At 44.2% G+C, this 17,420-nt stretch carries 16 protein-coding genes and 1 pseudogene; 12 read left to right on the top strand and 5 right to left on the bottom strand.

Annotated features, from left to right (window positions below):
• Window positions 1-116: 116 nt before the first annotated feature.
• Genes fruA through fruB form a run of 3 tightly spaced genes read right to left on the bottom strand, consistent with a single transcriptional unit; the run spans window position 117 to window position 3,934 of the window.
• Window positions 117-1,850: a PTS fructose transporter subunit IIBC gene (gene fruA / locus BM082_RS19675; RefSeq protein ID WP_074928332.1), complete on the bottom strand. Its 1,734-nt coding sequence runs from the start codon at window positions 1,848-1,850 to the stop codon at window positions 117-119.
• A 5-nt stretch (window positions 1,851-1,855) separates the two neighbouring features.
• A complete protein-coding gene (gene pfkB, locus BM082_RS19680) occupies window positions 1,856-2,815 on the bottom strand; it encodes a 1-phosphofructokinase (protein ID WP_074928304.1) in 960 nt (319 codons plus the stop codon).
• Between the two features lie 3 nt (window positions 2,816-2,818).
• Window positions 2,819-3,934: a fused PTS fructose transporter subunit IIA/HPr protein gene (gene fruB, locus BM082_RS19685; RefSeq protein WP_074928306.1), complete on the bottom strand. Its 1,116-nt coding sequence runs from the start codon at window positions 3,932-3,934 to the stop codon at window positions 2,819-2,821.
• Window positions 3,935-4,263: 329 nt separating this feature from the next.
• Here fruB and cra point away from each other — a divergent pair, with 329 nt between their 5' ends.
• The 4 genes from cra to BM082_RS19705 all read left to right on the top strand — a co-directional run bounded on the left by cra (window position 4,264) and on the right by BM082_RS19705 (window position 8,179).
• Entirely contained in the window at window positions 4,264-5,244 is a 981-nt protein-coding gene (gene cra / locus BM082_RS19690; protein WP_074928308.1) for a catabolite repressor/activator, read from the top strand.
• Window positions 5,245-5,286: 42 nt separating this feature from the next.
• Window positions 5,287-5,787: an opioid growth factor receptor-related protein gene (locus tag BM082_RS19695; protein WP_017007789.1), complete on the top strand. Its 501-nt coding sequence runs from the start codon at window positions 5,287-5,289 to the stop codon at window positions 5,785-5,787.
• 144 nt (window positions 5,788-5,931) lie between these two features.
• On the top strand, window positions 5,932-6,147 hold the full coding sequence (locus BM082_RS19700; RefSeq protein WP_074928310.1) for a TIGR02450 family Trp-rich protein: 216 nt from the start codon (window positions 5,932-5,934) through the stop codon (window positions 6,145-6,147).
• A gap of 679 nt (window positions 6,148-6,826) precedes the next feature.
• Window positions 6,827-8,179: a DUF4397 domain-containing protein gene (locus BM082_RS19705; protein WP_074928312.1), complete on the top strand. Its 1,353-nt coding sequence runs from the start codon at window positions 6,827-6,829 to the stop codon at window positions 8,177-8,179.
• A gap of 558 nt (window positions 8,180-8,737) precedes the next feature.
• Here the strand turns inward: BM082_RS19705 and BM082_RS19710 are convergent.
• Window positions 8,738-9,991: a Y-family DNA polymerase gene (locus tag BM082_RS19710; RefSeq protein WP_074928314.1), complete on the bottom strand. Its 1,254-nt coding sequence runs from the start codon at window positions 9,989-9,991 to the stop codon at window positions 8,738-8,740.
• Entirely contained in the window at window positions 9,979-10,386 is a 408-nt protein-coding gene (gene umuD, locus BM082_RS19715) for a translesion error-prone DNA polymerase V autoproteolytic subunit (RefSeq protein ID WP_074928316.1), read from the bottom strand. Before umuD ends, BM082_RS19710 begins: the two co-directional genes overlap by 13 nt.
• 1,006 nt (window positions 10,387-11,392) lie before the next feature.
• On the opposite strand from umuD, the gene BM082_RS19725 reads away from it, so the two are divergent.
• The 8 genes and pseudogenes from BM082_RS19725 to BM082_RS19755 form a co-directional block, all read left to right on the top strand.
• Window positions 11,393-12,118 carry a hypothetical protein gene (locus BM082_RS19725; protein ID WP_074928320.1) on the top strand — a complete coding sequence of 242 codons (726 nt, stop codon included), beginning with the start codon at window positions 11,393-11,395 and terminating at the stop codon, window positions 12,116-12,118.
• Window positions 12,119-12,152: 34 nt separating this feature from the next.
• Window positions 12,153-12,431: a hypothetical protein gene (locus BM082_RS19730; protein WP_074928322.1), complete on the top strand. Its 279-nt coding sequence runs from the start codon at window positions 12,153-12,155 to the stop codon at window positions 12,429-12,431.
• Window positions 12,432-12,700: 269 nt separating this feature from the next.
• Window positions 12,701-13,081, top strand: a complete 381-nt coding sequence (locus BM082_RS24830; RefSeq protein ID WP_139218808.1) for a hypothetical protein — start codon at window positions 12,701-12,703, stop codon at window positions 13,079-13,081.
• Window positions 13,082-13,558: 477 nt separating this feature from the next.
• A pseudogene (locus BM082_RS19735) lies at window positions 13,559-14,032 on the top strand (Shedu anti-phage system protein SduA domain-containing protein); the annotation flags it as partial.
• A 117-nt stretch (window positions 14,033-14,149) separates the two neighbouring features.
• Window positions 14,150-14,626 carry a hypothetical protein gene (locus BM082_RS19740; RefSeq protein ID WP_074928324.1) on the top strand — a complete coding sequence of 159 codons (477 nt, stop codon included), beginning with the start codon at window positions 14,150-14,152 and terminating at the stop codon, window positions 14,624-14,626.
• A gap of 133 nt (window positions 14,627-14,759) precedes the next feature.
• Window positions 14,760-15,200 carry a hypothetical protein gene (locus BM082_RS19745; protein WP_074928326.1) on the top strand — a complete coding sequence of 147 codons (441 nt, stop codon included), beginning with the start codon at window positions 14,760-14,762 and terminating at the stop codon, window positions 15,198-15,200.
• Window positions 15,201-15,237: 37 nt separating this feature from the next.
• Window positions 15,238-17,112 carry a hypothetical protein gene (locus BM082_RS19750; RefSeq protein WP_074928328.1) on the top strand — a complete coding sequence of 625 codons (1,875 nt, stop codon included), beginning with the start codon at window positions 15,238-15,240 and terminating at the stop codon, window positions 17,110-17,112.
• Between the two features lie 84 nt (window positions 17,113-17,196).
• The coding region (locus BM082_RS19755) for a transposase (protein WP_244276057.1) at window positions 17,197-17,420 on the top strand (224 nt) is incomplete at its 3' end.

Below are 17,420 nucleotides of genomic sequence, written 5' to 3' on the forward strand. Positions count from 1 at the left end.
CCATCCAACGTTAGCGATGTATAAAATCGTCGAGCAAAAACGGCACAAAAAAACCGACCTGAGGTCGGTTTTTTATCATCCGTAAGGCGAGAAATCGCTCTCCCACCACTGGGCCCTTATGCGGTCTGCACAACCTTGCTTTCCGTCGTACTTTCCGATCGTTTCAATACCGCGTACAAGAAACCCGTCACCAAAGTACCCGCCAAAATAGCGCCTACATACAAGAACACAGGCGTAATAGCATTCGGAATGAAGAGCACAAACATACCACCGTGAGGTGCCAACAATTTTGCACCGATCAGCATAGACAGCGCACCTGTTAGCGCACCACCGGCCATACAGGCAGGGATAACACGCATAGGATCACGTGCGGCAAAAGGAATCGCACCTTCTGAGATAAAACATAAGCCAAGAACAAACGAGGCTTTACCTGCTTCTCGCTCTTGAGGGTTAAACTTACGTTGCGCTAAAAAGGTTGCCAAGCCCATGCCCATTGCGGGCACCATGCCAGCCGCCATCACCGCCGCCATCGGTGTGTAGGTAGAAGAAGCCAGTAAACCAACACCAAAGGTATAAGCAGCTTTGTTAACGGGGCCACCTAAGTCAAAACACATCATTGCACCGAGGATCACGCCTAACAATACGGCATTGGTCGAGCCCATGCTGTTCAAAAATTCAGTGAGGCTGTTCATGATGTCGGCCACAGGGCCACCCACCACGAAAATCATCACCAGACCTGTTACCAAGCTCGCCAGCAAAGGAATGATCAAAATCGGTTTCAAGGCTGACATGGAATCCGGCAGCACTAACTTGTCAGCAATGAACTTCGCGGTGTAGCCCGCAAGGAAGCCCGCCACAATACCACCAAGGAAACCTGCACCCGTTGAGCTTGCCAACATACCGCCAATAAGACCTGGCGCAAGGCCCGGACGATCAGCAATCGAGAAAGCAATAAAGCCCGCCAGCACAGGGACCATCAACGCAAATGCACTCGCACCGCCGATTTCCATCAATGCGGCAGCCAAAGTACCTTCTTCTTTAAACGCTTCGATGCCGAAGACGAACGACAGTGCAATACACAGACCACCCGCAACAACCAATGGCAGCATGTGGGAAACGCCCGTCATAAGGTGTTTGTATGCGCCTGTACGCTCTTGCTTGTTGCCTTGCTCAGATTTCGCGCCGCCATGCTTATACACTTCGGCTTGCTCAAAAGCGGCGGCCAGTTCTTGCTTGGTTTTCTTCAATGCTGCGCCGGTGCTAGTGCGGTAAACACGTTTGCCGTCAAAACGCGCCATGTCGATTTCAATATCAGCGCCGATGAACACTAAGTCCGCTTCCGCAATCTCTTCTGCGGTTAATTGGTTTTTCGCCCCCACAGAACCACGGGTTTCAATTTTTACCCACATGCCTTGTGCACGTGCTTCTTCATCCAGCGCTTCTGCTGCCATGAAGGTGTGAGCAACACCCGTAGGACACGCCGTGATACCCACAATACGTTTTTGTGCAGAAGAAACAGATTCAGTCCTGACTTCCGTGTGGACATACGGTGTGGCATTTGATGCGGCAGTTTCCAACAGTGCGGCAGCGTCTTGATAAACCGCGTCAAGCGATGCCTGATACATCTTCTTACCCGCAAAGCGCACCATATCAGCAACGGGACCCACTGCAAGGATGAACTCTGCGTTGTCGATAGTTTCCAGCGACGCCTTTTCAACGGCTTTAACGCTCGTTTGGCACTCGATAGAAACGGGCCACTGTAACGCTGAGGCGGCTTTCTCAAGCAGACCTGCTGCAATGATGGTATTCGCTATACCGCTCGGGCAAGCTGTAATGATGACTGCTTTCATCTGCATTATCCCTGTTCTTTTTCGTTGGTAATTTGCTTCACGCTGACCTGATCTTTCAGAGCGTCAACGTCATTCATGTTCTCAAGGCCCACATTCACTTGTGTCACTGCCAGCGCAGAGAGCGCGGTTGCAAAGCCAAGGGTTTGCTCACGCGGCCATTGGTTCAATTCGCCCCAGCACATCCCTGCTACGAGGGTATCGCCCGCGCCAACCGTGCTTACGACCTGCATTTTTGGCGGCTGGCTTTGAAGCCATTCACCGTTGGCAAACCAAAGCACACCGTCAGCGCCGCGAGAGATCACCACGTTTTGAATGCCTGTTTCAGCAAGTGCTTCACCGGTTTGCATCAACGCGTGTTGTGATGTCAGTTCTTGGCCCGCCCACTGCGACAACTCTTCATCGTTAGGCTTGATGAGCCAAGGGGTCGCTTTAAGCCCTTCGGTTAACGCGGCATTGCTGCTATCGAAGAAGACTTTCTTGCCTTGTTCATGCAGAGCGAGGATCCAGCCCTTCAAGGTATCTGGCGTCATGCCGCGCGGTAAACTGCCTGCAATCACAAACACATCGTGCGTATCAGCCAAAGAAAACAAGGTTGCTTCAAAGGCAGAAACGTCTTTCTGACTGACTTCTACGCCGGGGAAATTCAGATCAGTGACACGGCCACTCTCTTCAACCAACTTCACGTTGATGCGAGACGCGCCGGCAACGCGGACAAATTTGTCGGTGATCGCCTGCTGTTCAAACAGGTGCAAAAACGGATCTTGGTTTTCATCCCCCAAGAACCCTGTCACGGTGACATTTGCACCGAGGTCAGCCAGCACTTTTGCAACGTTAATGCCCTTGCCGCCAGGGTTCAGATTTGAAGATGAAATCAAATTAACGCTGCCGGCGTTGAGCTCTCCCATCGCGCCTGTCATATCCAGCGCTGGGTTTAACGTCACGGTAACGACATTTAATGTGCTCATGACTTACCCCTCGCCCAAACCATTTGAAATCGCAACCCCGATGGCGTCTAACGCCTGTTGAGCATCAGCACCTTCTGCAACGAACGCCAACTCATGACCTTGTTTCACGCCTAGTGCGATCACTTTCATCAAGCTTTTCGCGTTCACTTGTTTACCTTCAGCGGTCACGTTCGTTACCCAGATTTGCGAATCAAACGTCTTCGCCACACTCACCAGCAACGCACCAGGACGCGCATGCAAACCGTGAGCATTTTTGATTTTGAACGTTTCGCTCAAGCCCGATTGACGCACTTCAAGCAACATTTTCACCGCATCAGCAGCAGAAGCGTTGAACACATCCCCCAGTTTGTTGCTAATAAGTAAGTTGGTGACGTTGTTCAGTGCTTCGATGTATTCCGTGCCTTTCCCCGCAACGGTCAGCAAACCTTTCACTGGGTGCCCATATTGATGGAATTCACTCTCGACAGTGACCAAAGACAACGCGGTTTGATTTACGCCCTTTGACGAAGATGTCACCCACATGCCCTGCCCAATATGGGTTGGCGCTTTAGCGACAAGATCTGCGACAAACTCATGATTTACTGCTCTCGCATTCTTCAGTTTCCCTGCGCACACAGCACTCATTGACGTTAAGTCTGTGACCGGGAAATGCAGTGTTATGCAGGCTTCATCAAACAGCAGTGTTTGCTGGTTTTCACCGGTCAATATCGCCAACACTTGCTCAGCGCTTTTTGCATTTTTCAGCGATTCTTCAACACCGTCACTCGACAACACATGCGTCAGTTGTTTCAAAATGCCAAGGTGCTCACCAGACTTTGCTGCAATACCAATGGCCAAAAATGCAGTGTTACCGTCTCCCCAATCAACGCCATTGGCGAAGTGGTGAATTTGCACACCCGTTTGTTTCACCAAGTCACGGGTATCCGTCGTGCCGTGAGGAATCGCAATACCGTTCCCCAAAAACGTCGAGTTTTGTTGTTCCCGCGCCAACATGCCATGTTCGTAGCCGTCAGCCACAAGGCCTTTGGACACGAGATCGGTCGCGATATGCTTTATCGCCTCTTCTTTGTTGCTGGCATGCTTTCCTAAAAGGATGTCTTGCGTGGTCAGTTCCAACATGTTCTTTCCTCAACCTTGGGCAGAAATCTCAACCCTTTCGAATTCATCGTCGTGTTTACTGATTCGTATCCAATACCGTGTTTTCGATTCGGATACTGCTTTCACCGTTAGTGAAAACCTTTATCTGACATCTTCAGCTGAAAACGTAGCTTGAAATCTAGCTGAATCGTTTCAGCTTTTAATCGAAAAAATAGGCTTCTCGCACATTTTAGAATCTTGCTGAAACCTTTCAGCTTTAATGCTGAATCCATTCAGCCTATAATGCAAAGAGTCTTAATCTTCCTTAACGCGTTTTATGATCATGCGCACAGAACAAGGATCGTCATCGAATGAAATTAGATGAAATTGCGCGCTTAGCCGGTGTGTCGAGAACCACCGCAAGCTATGTGATTAATGGAAAGTCAGCGAAATATCGCATCAGTGAACGCACACAACAGAAAGTCATGGAAGTAGTGAATCAACACAACTACCGCCCAGACCACGCCGCGAGCGCCCTTCGCGCAGGCACCAGCCGATCTTTCGGTTTGGTGATCCCAGACCTTGAAAACACCAGTTACGCCAAAATTGCCAAGTTGCTTGAACGCAATGCTCGTCAAGCAGGCTATCAGCTCATCATCAGTTGCTCAGACGACGATCCTGACACCGAAATGCAGGTGGTGAATACCTTAGTGAGTCGAAAAATAGACGCCCTGATTGTCGCTACTGCCCTGCCCGCCGATACGCAGTTCTATCCATCTATTCAAGCATCAGGTACGCCAGTTATTGCCATTGACCGCGCATTAGATGACGAAACCTTTGCCAGTGTGATCAGCGAGGATTTAGACGGCGCATTCTCATTGACCGAAAAGCTCATCACCCACGACGTTGCTTCCGTCGGGCTGGTTGGCGCTGTTGCTGAGTTAGGCGTATCAAAAGAACGTGAGCAAGGCTTTCTCTCCGCTGCACGAAAAGGCAATGTGCTGACCCAAGTCGCTTACGGTGATCACTTCTCACAAGAAGAAGGAAAACGCATCGTCATTGACTGGTACAAAATGGGATTGCTGCCTGACGCCATTCTCACGACGTCATACACACTGTTTGAAGGCGTGCTTGATGCGCTGTTGGTGCACCCTGAAATCGGTCAGAAGATGAAATTCGCAACCTTCGGTGATAACCGCATGTTGGACTTCCTCCCACTGAAAGTGCACTCCTTGCCTCAGCAATTCGAGCTCATCAGCGAGCACGCACTCGAACTGACGTTGAATGCCATTGCAAAACGCTATCAATGTGGTGTTGAAGTCGTGCCGCGCAAACCCAAATGGCGTGAATAAACAGTTTTAAGGATCATCTTTAAGCGCTTGTTAGGATAAACAATGAGTGACATCGCGCGTTTTCTTTCAGGGGAAATCCCTGACGCATTTGGCAGGCACATCAGTGCACTGCTGGCCTACAACCATTTCTGGTTGGAGCATGACCACAAATACATCCAAGTCTTTTTCCCGATTGATGAAGGAACGAAGTTCAATAAACACGCACCTTTGGTGACACCCGAAGACAGTGCATTATTTGAAAGTAGCGAATCGCTCCAACGCGCTCACTTGCAAGCCTTAGACCTGATGCTTGAGTTTTGGGGAATGAAGCGAACTGGGGAAACCATCACGTCAGAATTGCCGTTTTCACCGAAGCATCATATCTGGCTTAAACCCCACGATCATAATCAACTAAGACTCACGCGTGCGATCAGAAGCCTTCACCTGTTAGGCAATCAACGCATTGCTGCCAACCTTTGCCAGTTTGTAGTTGATGCTGCGACCGAGTTGGGCACCGTTTCAGACAAAACCCTCGATTTCTGGCGCAATGCGCTCAGGGGTTAAACCTTCACGTGACACAAAAAGCCTTCAATGACTGCTGTTTCCCTCTGGGGAAAAGCATCACCTACTCACAGTCTATTGAACTGAAGCATAGCGAACGCCGTATGCTTCTATTCGCAACAACAACGTGAACATCAAGGAATGAGCGTGAACCGAATTAACCCAGCCAAGCTTCGCAACAGCAAATGGACGGCAGTAACACCTAGGAACCGAGAGAAACATTTTCTCGTCTCTGACATCGAGTTTGATGAAGAAGGCGTGGTGATTTCATGTCAATTGGAAGCTGTTCTTTCGAAAAACCACTATCCCATTGATTGGACTGAGCTTAAAAACAACGAGAAATGGATACAGGGTTGGAAGTGATGCTTCCACTTCTCTGATACCCATCAGCTAAGAATGCAGTTAATGCTCGTGTTAGCGTCACCAGACTGGCTTTTTCTCTCAGTGTGTAATTGGATTGTCACGCGTTATGTACTTTGGCGTGAATATCGGGTCAAACCGTTCTTATGTCCTCTGACGCTTTCGAGTTCTATCGATACTTGTTACTCTCATACAACGTAATCAGTGTGGCTTTTTTATTTAGCTTATGAACAGGTACATTAACCATTCTACATAGATTATGTTTCTTCCTCCCTCCCATTCCTGGCCAATCTCCATTAATTACCTTTTCGTAATGATATACTGTCTAGAAAACCAATGTTTCACATCCAATTTTATAACCTCAACATGTTTACAATTTAAAAAGTAATAAGCATTCGATATCATAAAAACAATAATCATTAAATAGAATCCAGTTTCATTTTTGGGAATTAAAATTAATTAAAAAAACAAATATAAAAAAACCTTAATCACCATCAATTTAAATTAAATACCGAGCTTTCAACATCTTAAATAAAATATTTAATCATCAAATCAGATCAATCATTCATGATAATGTCCTTATGTTGACATAAAACACCAACACATATAATTGAGCCATGTGATCGTCAACAAAATCGACCACGTTACATCACTACTCGTTGAAAAAAGAAGGAGTAACGGGATGAAAAACTTGATGACTTTAATTGTTCTATTATCTGGTACCGCTTTGTATGGTTGTGGTAGCGACAACAATAATTCACACAATCAATCTTCACTAAGAATAATTCATGCAGGATCTGATGCGCCAAAAGTTAATATATTGGCAAACAATACTTCAATAACTGAAGGATTAGACTACGGCGAAAGTAGTGGATTCAAGAAAGTATCTGCACAAAACTACAGTGTGGATGTTAATGCTCAACTTCCAAATAACACCACACCGACAGTATTAACAGAAAATTATGATTTAAAAGCTGAACGTAACTATTCAGCCATCGCTATCGGAAGCATCGCCGATAATTCTTTAGAAGTGTTAGTCGTTGAGAATGCTGACTCTCCAATCGCTGAGGGTTATATTCGACTGCAAGCTGTACATGGTTCGCCCGCAGCCCCAACAGTTGATGTTTATATAACAACGCCGGCAGAAGATCTCACCACGACAACCCCTACATTAACGTTGAATTACCGACAGTTTAGTGATCAACTCACCGTTCCAGCTGGCGATTATCAAATTCGCATTACACCCGCCGGCACTCAGAATGTCGTCTTTGACAGTGGTACATTATCATTAACATCCGGTAGCGACCTTCTTGTTACTGCTGCCCCCAATGTCTATGGCGGTAACTCCACCTCTCCCGTTGTCTTGCTAACCGCCTCAGGTGAAAGTGCATCAGTACTTTTTGACCAAACAACAGGCGCTGATTTGCGTGCAGTGCACGCCGTCGCTGATGCACCTGCAGTGAATGTTCTGCTGAACAACAGCACACCACCTGCAGTAAGCAACCTAACATATGAAAATGAGACGGCTTTTTTACCCGTGCCATCAGGACAACAGAACATCACTGTTAATGTGCCTTCACTCAGCACAGATGTACTCAGCGATGTGCCCGTATCATTGGAACAAGGCAAATTCTACAATGCGGTGGTTCTAGGTTCCGTGGATGCTTCCGATGCGTTTGATATTGAACTCCTGCCTTTCGAAGAAGATAGAAGAAAAGTGGCCACGGAAGCGAAAATAACGTTAGTTCATGGATCAGTATCTGCTGGAACAGTAGATGTCTATATTACGCCGACAAACGACATATCAAACATTGATCCAAACATCAGTAATTTCACCTACAAGCAAACCGTAACAGGTGTTGGTTTTATGCCAGGCAATGCTGTTTTATCAATTACACCTGCGGGTTCAAAAACAGTGGCCATTGGACCCGTCACACTTAATTTAGAAGGCGGCAAACTCTATGGTGCAGTCGCTCAGGATGCGAGTGGTGGTGGTGCACCTTTAGGAGTAAATGGTTTTGATGAGTTGAACTAATGCTCAGTAAAAATATTTTCTACTCGCCGTTAAATTAATTTGACCAACATGCGCTGATAAACGTCAGCGCTTTTTCACATCATTTTTATAGGTTGTGTATTAATAACTTTTCTTTTCCAAAAAAGACACCAAACCCAAAATCTGATTATCGAAGTTTTCGACACCAACGTTTACCCCCATCAAAAACTTAATAAAGATTTATTATGGCGCCAGCGCTCAGCCTAAAGGGTATAACCTATTAGAATAGATTTTTCTTTAATTACCCAGTGATTACTGAAATAGAAAAGTGTTGAAATGACAACTAAATCACCCAGAGGGAAAAATTATTAGCCGATCTTTTTCCGCCGAGCAAAAAGCGTCGACACAGTAGACTGAAGCTTGAGGGTGCATTGAAGAAAATCAAGACGTCTTCTAAACAAGCAGATGCCATTCTTGGCCAGAGACAAGATGGGATGAATTGAAAGCGCCTGGCATATAAATCGAAAGAAACCAAACACAATGCGTTAGCAACAAGCGAAGAGAGGTCAGTATTGAGGATGCACACTGAAAACAGCATCTTCAACACCTCACCACCGGCACATCATCCCACCGCGTGGTGTACTGAGGTGACAAGAATTCGCGTCGCATGCCCCACTTCGGATCGATCCCCTGCGCGGCCATAAACACCGCGCCGGTACCATAACGCTGATTTAGCCCATCGAATGCCTGCATCAGCGCTGGATTACCAGGTTGAGAGTTAAACAAATCTGGCTGTACGTGTTTTGCATTCACCAAATCCAGTAACCCGACGCCAACTTTATAATACCGCACCCCTTCTTGAAATAGCTTGGGTACCATTGACGCTACTGCCGACGTAATCACCGCCGTGTCATCTGCCGGAAACGCAAAGTGCACCATCTGCTTAAAGCTCTTTGGCCTTTCATCAAACGGTGAGTTACCCGCAAACACCATCAACACCGAACACAGTGACCCTTGTGCGCGCAACTTCGCCGCCGCAATGCCCGCGTGTTTACACAATGCCTGGCGTAGCGATTCTTCATCCTGAATTCGCTCACCCATCGATCGCGTTGAGAAGATCTGCTTCTTGTCCGCGCGGGCCACGTCCCACCCTTTGCACACCTCGCCATTTAGCTCCCTGACGGTGCGTTCCATTTCAACGTTGAATTCCTTACGCGCAAGACCCGTAGGCATCTTGGATAACTGCAGCGCCGTGTTCACCCCCTGAAACTTCAACCGTGCAGCAATCTTTCGGCCAACGCCCCAGACATCCCCAGCTTCCATGTGCGAAAGCGCCTCAATACGCGCTGTTTCTGAATCCAACACACAGACACCCTTGTATCCTGCTATCTTCTTCGCCGCATGGTTTGCCGCCTTCGCTAAGGTTAATGTTTGGCCCATACCTACGCCTACAGCTAATCGGCACTCTTTCCATACCGCTTGGCGCAATGCTTGTCCCTGCTTTTGCAAATCAGGTACCGCACTGCAACGATGAAATGACAGGAACGATTCATCGATGGAATACACATGCTGCTCGGGTGCAAAGCGCCCTATCACCTGCATCATGCGTTCTGACAAATCGCCATAAAGCTCATAGTTTGATGAACAGACGATCACCCCTGCCGCCTCACAACGCGCGCGGACTTGAAAGTAAGGTTTGAACTTCTCGATACCCGCCTCTTTTGCTTGGCGGTTCGCTGCAACGACACAGCCATCGTTATTAGAAAGCACGATGACCGGTTTGCCCCGCCAATCAGGCCTAAACACCTGTTCAGCACTGCAGTAAAAGGAATTAGCATCGACTAACGCGAACACAGAAGCGGACTCTGACGGTGACAACGAATTGAGCGGATCACAACCCCTTCTATCGTGAAGATGTCATGTTTGGTGATAGCGACAGAGGAATACTTGTCATTGGCTGAAAGCAGAAGTCGACGCGGGACATCAAGAAGCTTACAGATAAACTCCCCGTTTAAGTTCGCCACAATCACATCGCCGTCTCTGGCGGTAACGTGACGATCAACAACCAAGATATCGCCGTCGAAAATCCCCACACCTTGCATAGACTCACCCGACGCTTTACCAATGAAGGTCGCGCTTGGATGCTCGACGAGCAGTTCATCCAGGCTTAGAGGAAGTTGGCGGTAATCGCTGGCTGGAGATTCAAAGCCAGTGATACCGGCACTGGCAAACATAGGGATAATGTTCATATTTTATACTGTTCATTTATACAGTATTTATTCTAGAGTTTTTCGTCTCATAAGCAAGATCTAGGTTTTCTGACAGCGGGGAATTTGAGCAAGCGTTTAATCCAAGTCACGGCGCGGACTGCCTCCTTTGATGTACGTCCTTTGCTCACGTAAGCTGTCCTACATGAATGATAATTCAAACTTGAACACCAAATGAATGACAAGCCAATAGACATAAAGTGCCCTGATTGTGGTGAGCTAGCTAAATTCGAAGAGCCGTTTAAGTTTTTATCGAGCCGTAAGATTCACCCTGATGAGACAAGACCGATTCATAGATGGGGTAGCTGGCGGGTTCTCGAAAGGTTTCCTTCTAAGATAAGCTGGAAGCCTCCATCAAGCTCCAGACAGTTTCTAAGAAGTGGCGGTGACTCAGGTGATGCCGGTTACCCACTGCTTACTAATGGTTTAGTTCTATGTTCTCATTGCCACTCAAATAGAAAGCATAAGTTGAACTGGCCAATTGATGCATATTGGCAATGGGAAATCCGAGGTAAATTGCTGTGGGCATGGGACAAAGAGCACGCAGAGGCTATTCTGAATTACATCAAGCAAACATCTCGACCAACGCGTCACTCTTATTGCCTTAGATACATCCCCTCACATTTTCTTTCAGCCAAAGTGAGGGAATTGGTCGTTCAAAGAATTGAGCGAAGTTTTAATGGTTAATGCAAAAGCCACCGATCCTCTCACTCTGCAATCATCTAATTCAATTGAACAAAACCCACACTTGCACCTCAACTTCGATCTAAATCATGCCCCCATTATGCACCATGTGTTATATTATCGCCGTAAAATTTAGACAGTGATGGCGTGTTGCTTGCCGAGAAGCGAAGGGCGGTAGCGTTGAATCAATATCTAACCGGACGATCGGTGTAGCTATATTTTATTTAGATATAAAATGTCATGTACGAACCGGAAAATTTTTCATCCAATACACTGTTATGTGTTTTTGTAGGATTTATACAGATTGAATAGTATCGATGAATTTAAGAAGTTCCTTGCAGAGAATATCCATAATTTTGAGGGTTCAGGGAAAGAAAACCCTTTTAGTGTGAAAACTGAATTCCAAGTAACGCCCAGAGAATACCTAAGGTTTGCTGAAGATGAGTTGAGTCGAAATACTCCTGTAAGTTTGATCAACTGTGTTTCACATCTAAAACGAGCACTTGATTGCCAGCTCGATACATTTTTTGAAGTCTATAACCTCCGAACTTTATTTAAGAAACGCAACATAAAGATAGAGAAAAAACTGCAGTTTATAGGTGCTATAGGTTTTTTTAATTCCCGCTATTTAGTACGACTAAACAATGTTCGAAATAAAGTGGAGCACCACTATTCAATCCCAGACTTTGAGGATATAGAGGTTTATTTCGATCTAATTACCGCTATTGTACAACTACTTGAGTTAGGTACATTCGATGCGGCTGGGTGCGACTTCGATTGCTATGAGGTCGAGTCTGGAGTAGCAGACTTAAAAATACAGTATGTACGCGAGACAACAGAAATCAAAATCATTGGAAATGAACTTTCCTCAAGCAAGTTTCAGTTTGTAGTCAAAGCAGCCGACAATATTGATGACTTTGCCTTTTGCTTTAGAGTCCTTCGCCAGCTGAACCTATTGTGGGACAAGCAATGTGAAGACTATGAGTACACTTTACGAGAACTTGGACTTAATGCAAAAAGCGCAGCGTAAGCTCAATTGAGAAGCTTTATAAGAGAGGAACTAAATGAAATATAAGTTAACATTACGCGAGATTACTGAATCGGATATCAATGTTGAATGTCCCTTCCCGCCTGATAATGAATTCTTCCAAGAGTATGTTGCCGCTCTTGCTCAGGACCTAGAAAAAGTCGACGTTATTGCTAGTGCGACGCCTGTTGGTGCAGCCATCATCATCGAAGTACAAAATGATATGTCAGCTCACGACTTCCGCCAAAAAACAAAACCTGTTATACAAATCCACTGGGATAAATTGAGAGTGACGGATCTTACTTTAGCTGGCTGACTTAAACCGGGCTGCCACACACACAACCCTCTCACCATACAACCATCTAATTCCCTTGAACAAAACCTCACCACTTGCACCTCAAATGCGAAGTAAACCATGCCTCCCCTTATGCACTCTGTGGTACATTTACACCGGATAATTTAGACAGTTATGGCGTGTTGTATGCCGATAAGCGAAGGGTGGTAGCTTTACCTAACTGGGCAATTACTCAGGTTTGGCTAGTAAACACCCGTTATTTGAACGTTATAGCAGCGAGGAGTATCAACTTGGGAACTAAGTTTGGCATTGGGGTTTTGTGTTTTATTTTAGGTGTTGCAGGATACCCTGTTTGGTATCGGATCTACTTGAAGGTAACAATTGAAATGACCGAGGAGCAATATCAAAACTACAACGGCATTTCAGATTTTGGTTATTGTCTTCCCACAACAATCTCAGAAACAACTTCACATATGGAAAGCTGTGATAAATTCTTTTTAGGGTATTTACCAGACAAAACTAAAGATTACCAACCTGGCGGGTACAATCCATTAGGAAAACTATCACTTGACCAAGTTGCAAATACATATAGAGATGTTCAATCAGTTAGAAGTGAATATAACTTGAAGTCATATCCTCCGTTAGAACAGTTGTCACATGGATTGCTATAACACGTATGAGCCCTTCTCCGACCAAGGGGAAATAGTAATCTTCTGGCTGCCATGTGCAGCCAACCTTCTAACCACGCAAGCACCTAATTAAATTGAACAAATTCCCACAAATCACACCACAACTGCGAACTAAATCATGACTACCCTTATGTACTCTGTCGTACATTCACGCTAGAAAAATTAGACAATGATGGCGTATTGCATGCCGAGAAGCTGAGGGCGGTAGCATTGAAATAAACGTGAAATTTTCACGCTGTTGACTGTAATGGAATTTTGGATGATAAAAATAAGACCAGCAAGCATAGATTCTATTTTTGAAAACTGGCCTAAGCATTGGCCGAATAAAAAAACTATGTATCGCAACATGGTGTTACGAAAGAACAATACTTTGAATTTGAATCTTTAGTAAATAACAAGGCAAGTGAAACTGAAGTTGAAAAGTTTTTTTCCAGCAATCCTGAAGTATTAGCTTTAACTGCTTTTCTTTTTTCCACAGGCCACCACGCGACTTGGATATACCCTAAATTAGTTTTGCGCCCTTCTGCGGGGGATGCAAAAGGCGGAATGATTCCAGATTATGTCATTTCTGGCGCAAATAGTGATGGTTTGCAGTGGTTTATACTCGAGTTAAAAGGTCCTCGGCAAAAAGCTTTTGTTCATAAAGGTAAAAGAGTCTATCTTTCCGCAGATTCTAACAAGGGGATCTGCCAATTAATTAGCTACATTGATAATGCATCTAAATCCCAAGCATATCTGCGTGATGAGTTAGGCCTTAATGGTTTTCGTGAGCCTAGGGGCATTATCCTGATAGGGACGGAAGAAGAGTCAGATTTAGAAATGATTAGAGAATTTAAAGCTGCTTGGAATCGGATGCATCCAAATGTTCAAGTAATATCCTATTCTCGACTATTGAGGAAGCTTAAAGAAAAAGTGTTTACAAACCGTGACTAACAAAGGTTTGGATGATGAAAAGAACAAGTACGCGATTTAACTCAGCTTAAGTATTAGTTGTAAAAGCAGGAGCTTTGGGTGTAGTACTTTTTCCCATAAAATGACGTTGGAGGTTTGGTGGAAATCGCAGAGTTAGTCCTTAAATATTTTGATGTGTTAGTTTGGCCACTGGTTACTTTAGTTGTACTTTTTCACTTCAAGCAAGAATTTCAAGAACTATTTAAGAAAGTACTTAAGTCACATGAACTTGAAATAGATGTTTTAGGACAACGCGTAAAATTGAAAGCACTAGAGAAACTAGCCAATGAGGCGGCTATATCTCATAAGATTGAGGATGCCGGCGAGACGCAACATGAAAACGATTTTCTAGCATTAAATTTTGCTCGTATTGTTTCTCAACTTTCGACTAAAGAAGTCATGTTTATGAGGCATGTAGCTCGGGCTATGGGTGACGAGGGCTATGTGGGGTGTACATCAGAGCGCCTAGTGCTTGAAAAATTCGAAGACTTATCCTTACTACAAAGAAATAACAAAGGATTCTATATCCCTACAGAACAAGGCAAGAAGCTTTTATACACGATAAAAAACCTCTAACCACTCATTTAAGCTGATTAGTCACGCTTGTTTTTTGGCACTAGAATTAATAGCTACCACGTTATTTTTTGAGTGGTGTAGTTGTGTAACCCAGACATCAATTGTGCGTATGCATTTAGAGGATTAGGCGTCTATGAAAAAAATATTGTTAATAACACTGTTATTAGCGTCAACAAGTCTAGTCTACGCTGCCGACAAACAGCTAGCTATAGCAGAAACCCCATCTGTTACTGCTGATTGGATTCACTTCTCTGGCCCTTCGACAGCTGCTAATTGGATACACTTTTCTGGGCCGTCACCAGCAGCTACTTATGTGTATACCACCGATAATTGTCATGAAAGTCCAATTCAACTTCTAGATTCTTCTCCAACATATGCAGACTTGATCTTTGTGTCTGGTCCAAGCACTGCCGCAGATTGGATTCATCTCTCTGGTCCAAGCACTGCCGCCGACTGGTATCACATCACAAGTAATGAAAGTATTGCTGAGATAAAATTGTGCATTCCAAATGAAGAGTTAAGAACCGAGAAAAATATAGCCATTCTTCTTCACATACTCCAACAGAGTGATTGAGTTATAAAAATTTCGTCGACAAGTATAGGATAAGTGGATGTTATTAGAGTTCATACAAGAAGATGGCAAAAAACTAGAACTTACAGAACACGCGCTCGAGCATGTCTTAAAGGGTAACTTCGTTATTCGCCCAATGAAAGATAGAGAAGATATGAAGGTTCTTAGTGGTGGACTTCATACCTGTGAAGCGTGGATTGATTTTAGAAATTGCTATGGAAATAAACTGGAACACCTTCATTTCTATAATAGTTCACAGCATTCATTTTGGTACTATGCCAGAGAGTTGGGGAATGGAGTTGTAACTTTAAGACTTCCGAGAGAATTATTTTCGGGAAAAGCGGCAAGCATAACCATGTACCCTGATGACTACTATAAATCAGGTTATTTGTGGAAGACTCTTTTTCCTATAGGCTATGATCGCGAAAAAATCATACAGGTCGTAGAAGAAGCTTTAGCGAACGAAGATATTACACAAAGGAAGAAAGGCCAAATCGTTGGTTACATCAACAAAGATGATCCTCTATCCAAAATGAAGATAGTTATTCAACATCGTGGTAAGGAAATAAAGTCCGTTTTTCCCGCTTGGACTCAACCAAACACAGGTAATAATGGGAAGCCATATAGCCATTATGACAACATCGGCTTTGTGATTGCGCAATCAACAGAGTATTTCAACGATGAGGTTAAACTATATCAGCCAAGTATTTTTAATTTCACAGGAGATAGATTTAAAGTTAATGAGCTACCTTTATACACTCCTAGATTATTTAGAGACCGCAATAACCCAAAAGCTGAACAGTCATTATCAGATTGGAAGAAATCTAGGATAATTGAGCTTAATAGATGCAGTTTGGATCGGGAACAAAATGACCTGATTTACAATTATCTAAATGATTTCTCATTAGTAAAATATTACCCTGAAATAATATCTGGCGCCTATTCCCATGCATGGGAGTTGATAGCAAACGACACCTCAATCTATAATAGCTCTCAAGTTGTTCAGAACATTGTTGATGGCATAAATTACCTATATTTCACAGGACAAAGTGACAGATTAGTTACAACAATTGAGTTCTTGTTAGCCAATATGGTCACTCACACTCTTTTCGATTTAATGTCTAAGAAAAGAATTCTGTCTTCTATGATAAACGTGGTTGTAGGCGCTAAATCCCCTGAACTATCATATAAATTCTTATTGGGATTATCTCAGTCACCGGTTAGAAGAGAAGCATATATTGAATATAATATAGACTCATTAAGTAAGAAAAAGCTTAGCACATTGCTTCCTTTGAATCACTTCCCTGATGAACTAGCTCTTATTAAAAATCCTTCATTGGAGTTGGGGGTGAAATTTGATGATTTTATTGAGATCTTAAAAGAAGCACTAGGTGAGACCTATACTCTAAATTTTAATGACGATGATCTATATGCTCTTCTTAATAGTATTGTTGAAAATCAGGAGCCGAATTTCAAAAATCTAGTAATAGAATCATTGCGTTTTTTTAGTAGCGAAGACTTCACATCTTTGTCAGCACATATAGAAGGCATACTAGAAACCGCAGAACGCTTTGATTATGGGGATAAAGAGCTACTATCAACTACCGTCGGTCTTATACTAAGAGACTATTGCAGAATTCAGTTCGCACATAGGCAAAGAATCAACGCTAGATATATTAACTATCATGATTACACGGGTGTAATGTATCTCCCTATTGACAGTGACTTGTTGTTCGGCACCATATTGAAGCATGAGCGTTGGACAAACTCAATGAATTTGGAAACATTTATAGATGGGGTTATTGGATTCTCCGATCGCAATAAATTTAAGGGCTTGAAGAATGACGCTCTCAACTTTAAATCAAAGATTGGCAGAGAAAAACCACCCTTACCAGAAAGAGAAGTTACGAGTTAAAGTTACTAAGGGAGACTGTAACTAATTTTGTGTAACTGGCTATCACACCATACTCTAATGAGAGTTAAGGATAGGCAGATGCGCATGAACAAGAAAGAACTCGAAGCTTTCGCAAAGGAAGCAGCCAAAGGTATCAAAACACCTGAGGACTTGAACGAATTTAGCCAGATGTTGAAAAAAATCACCGTCGAAGCAGCGTTGAATGCTGAAATGGATGAGCACCTAGGCTACGAAAAACATCAAAAGTCGCCATCAAACAACAGTCGGAATGGCACGAGCAGCAAACGTGTCAAAACCGAAGAGGGCGA

Origin of the sequence: Enterovibrio norvegicus DSM 15893 (assembly GCF_900115495.1) — a bacterium.
In the GTDB taxonomy this organism is placed as follows: domain Bacteria; phylum Pseudomonadota; class Gammaproteobacteria; order Enterobacterales; family Vibrionaceae; genus Enterovibrio; species Enterovibrio norvegicus.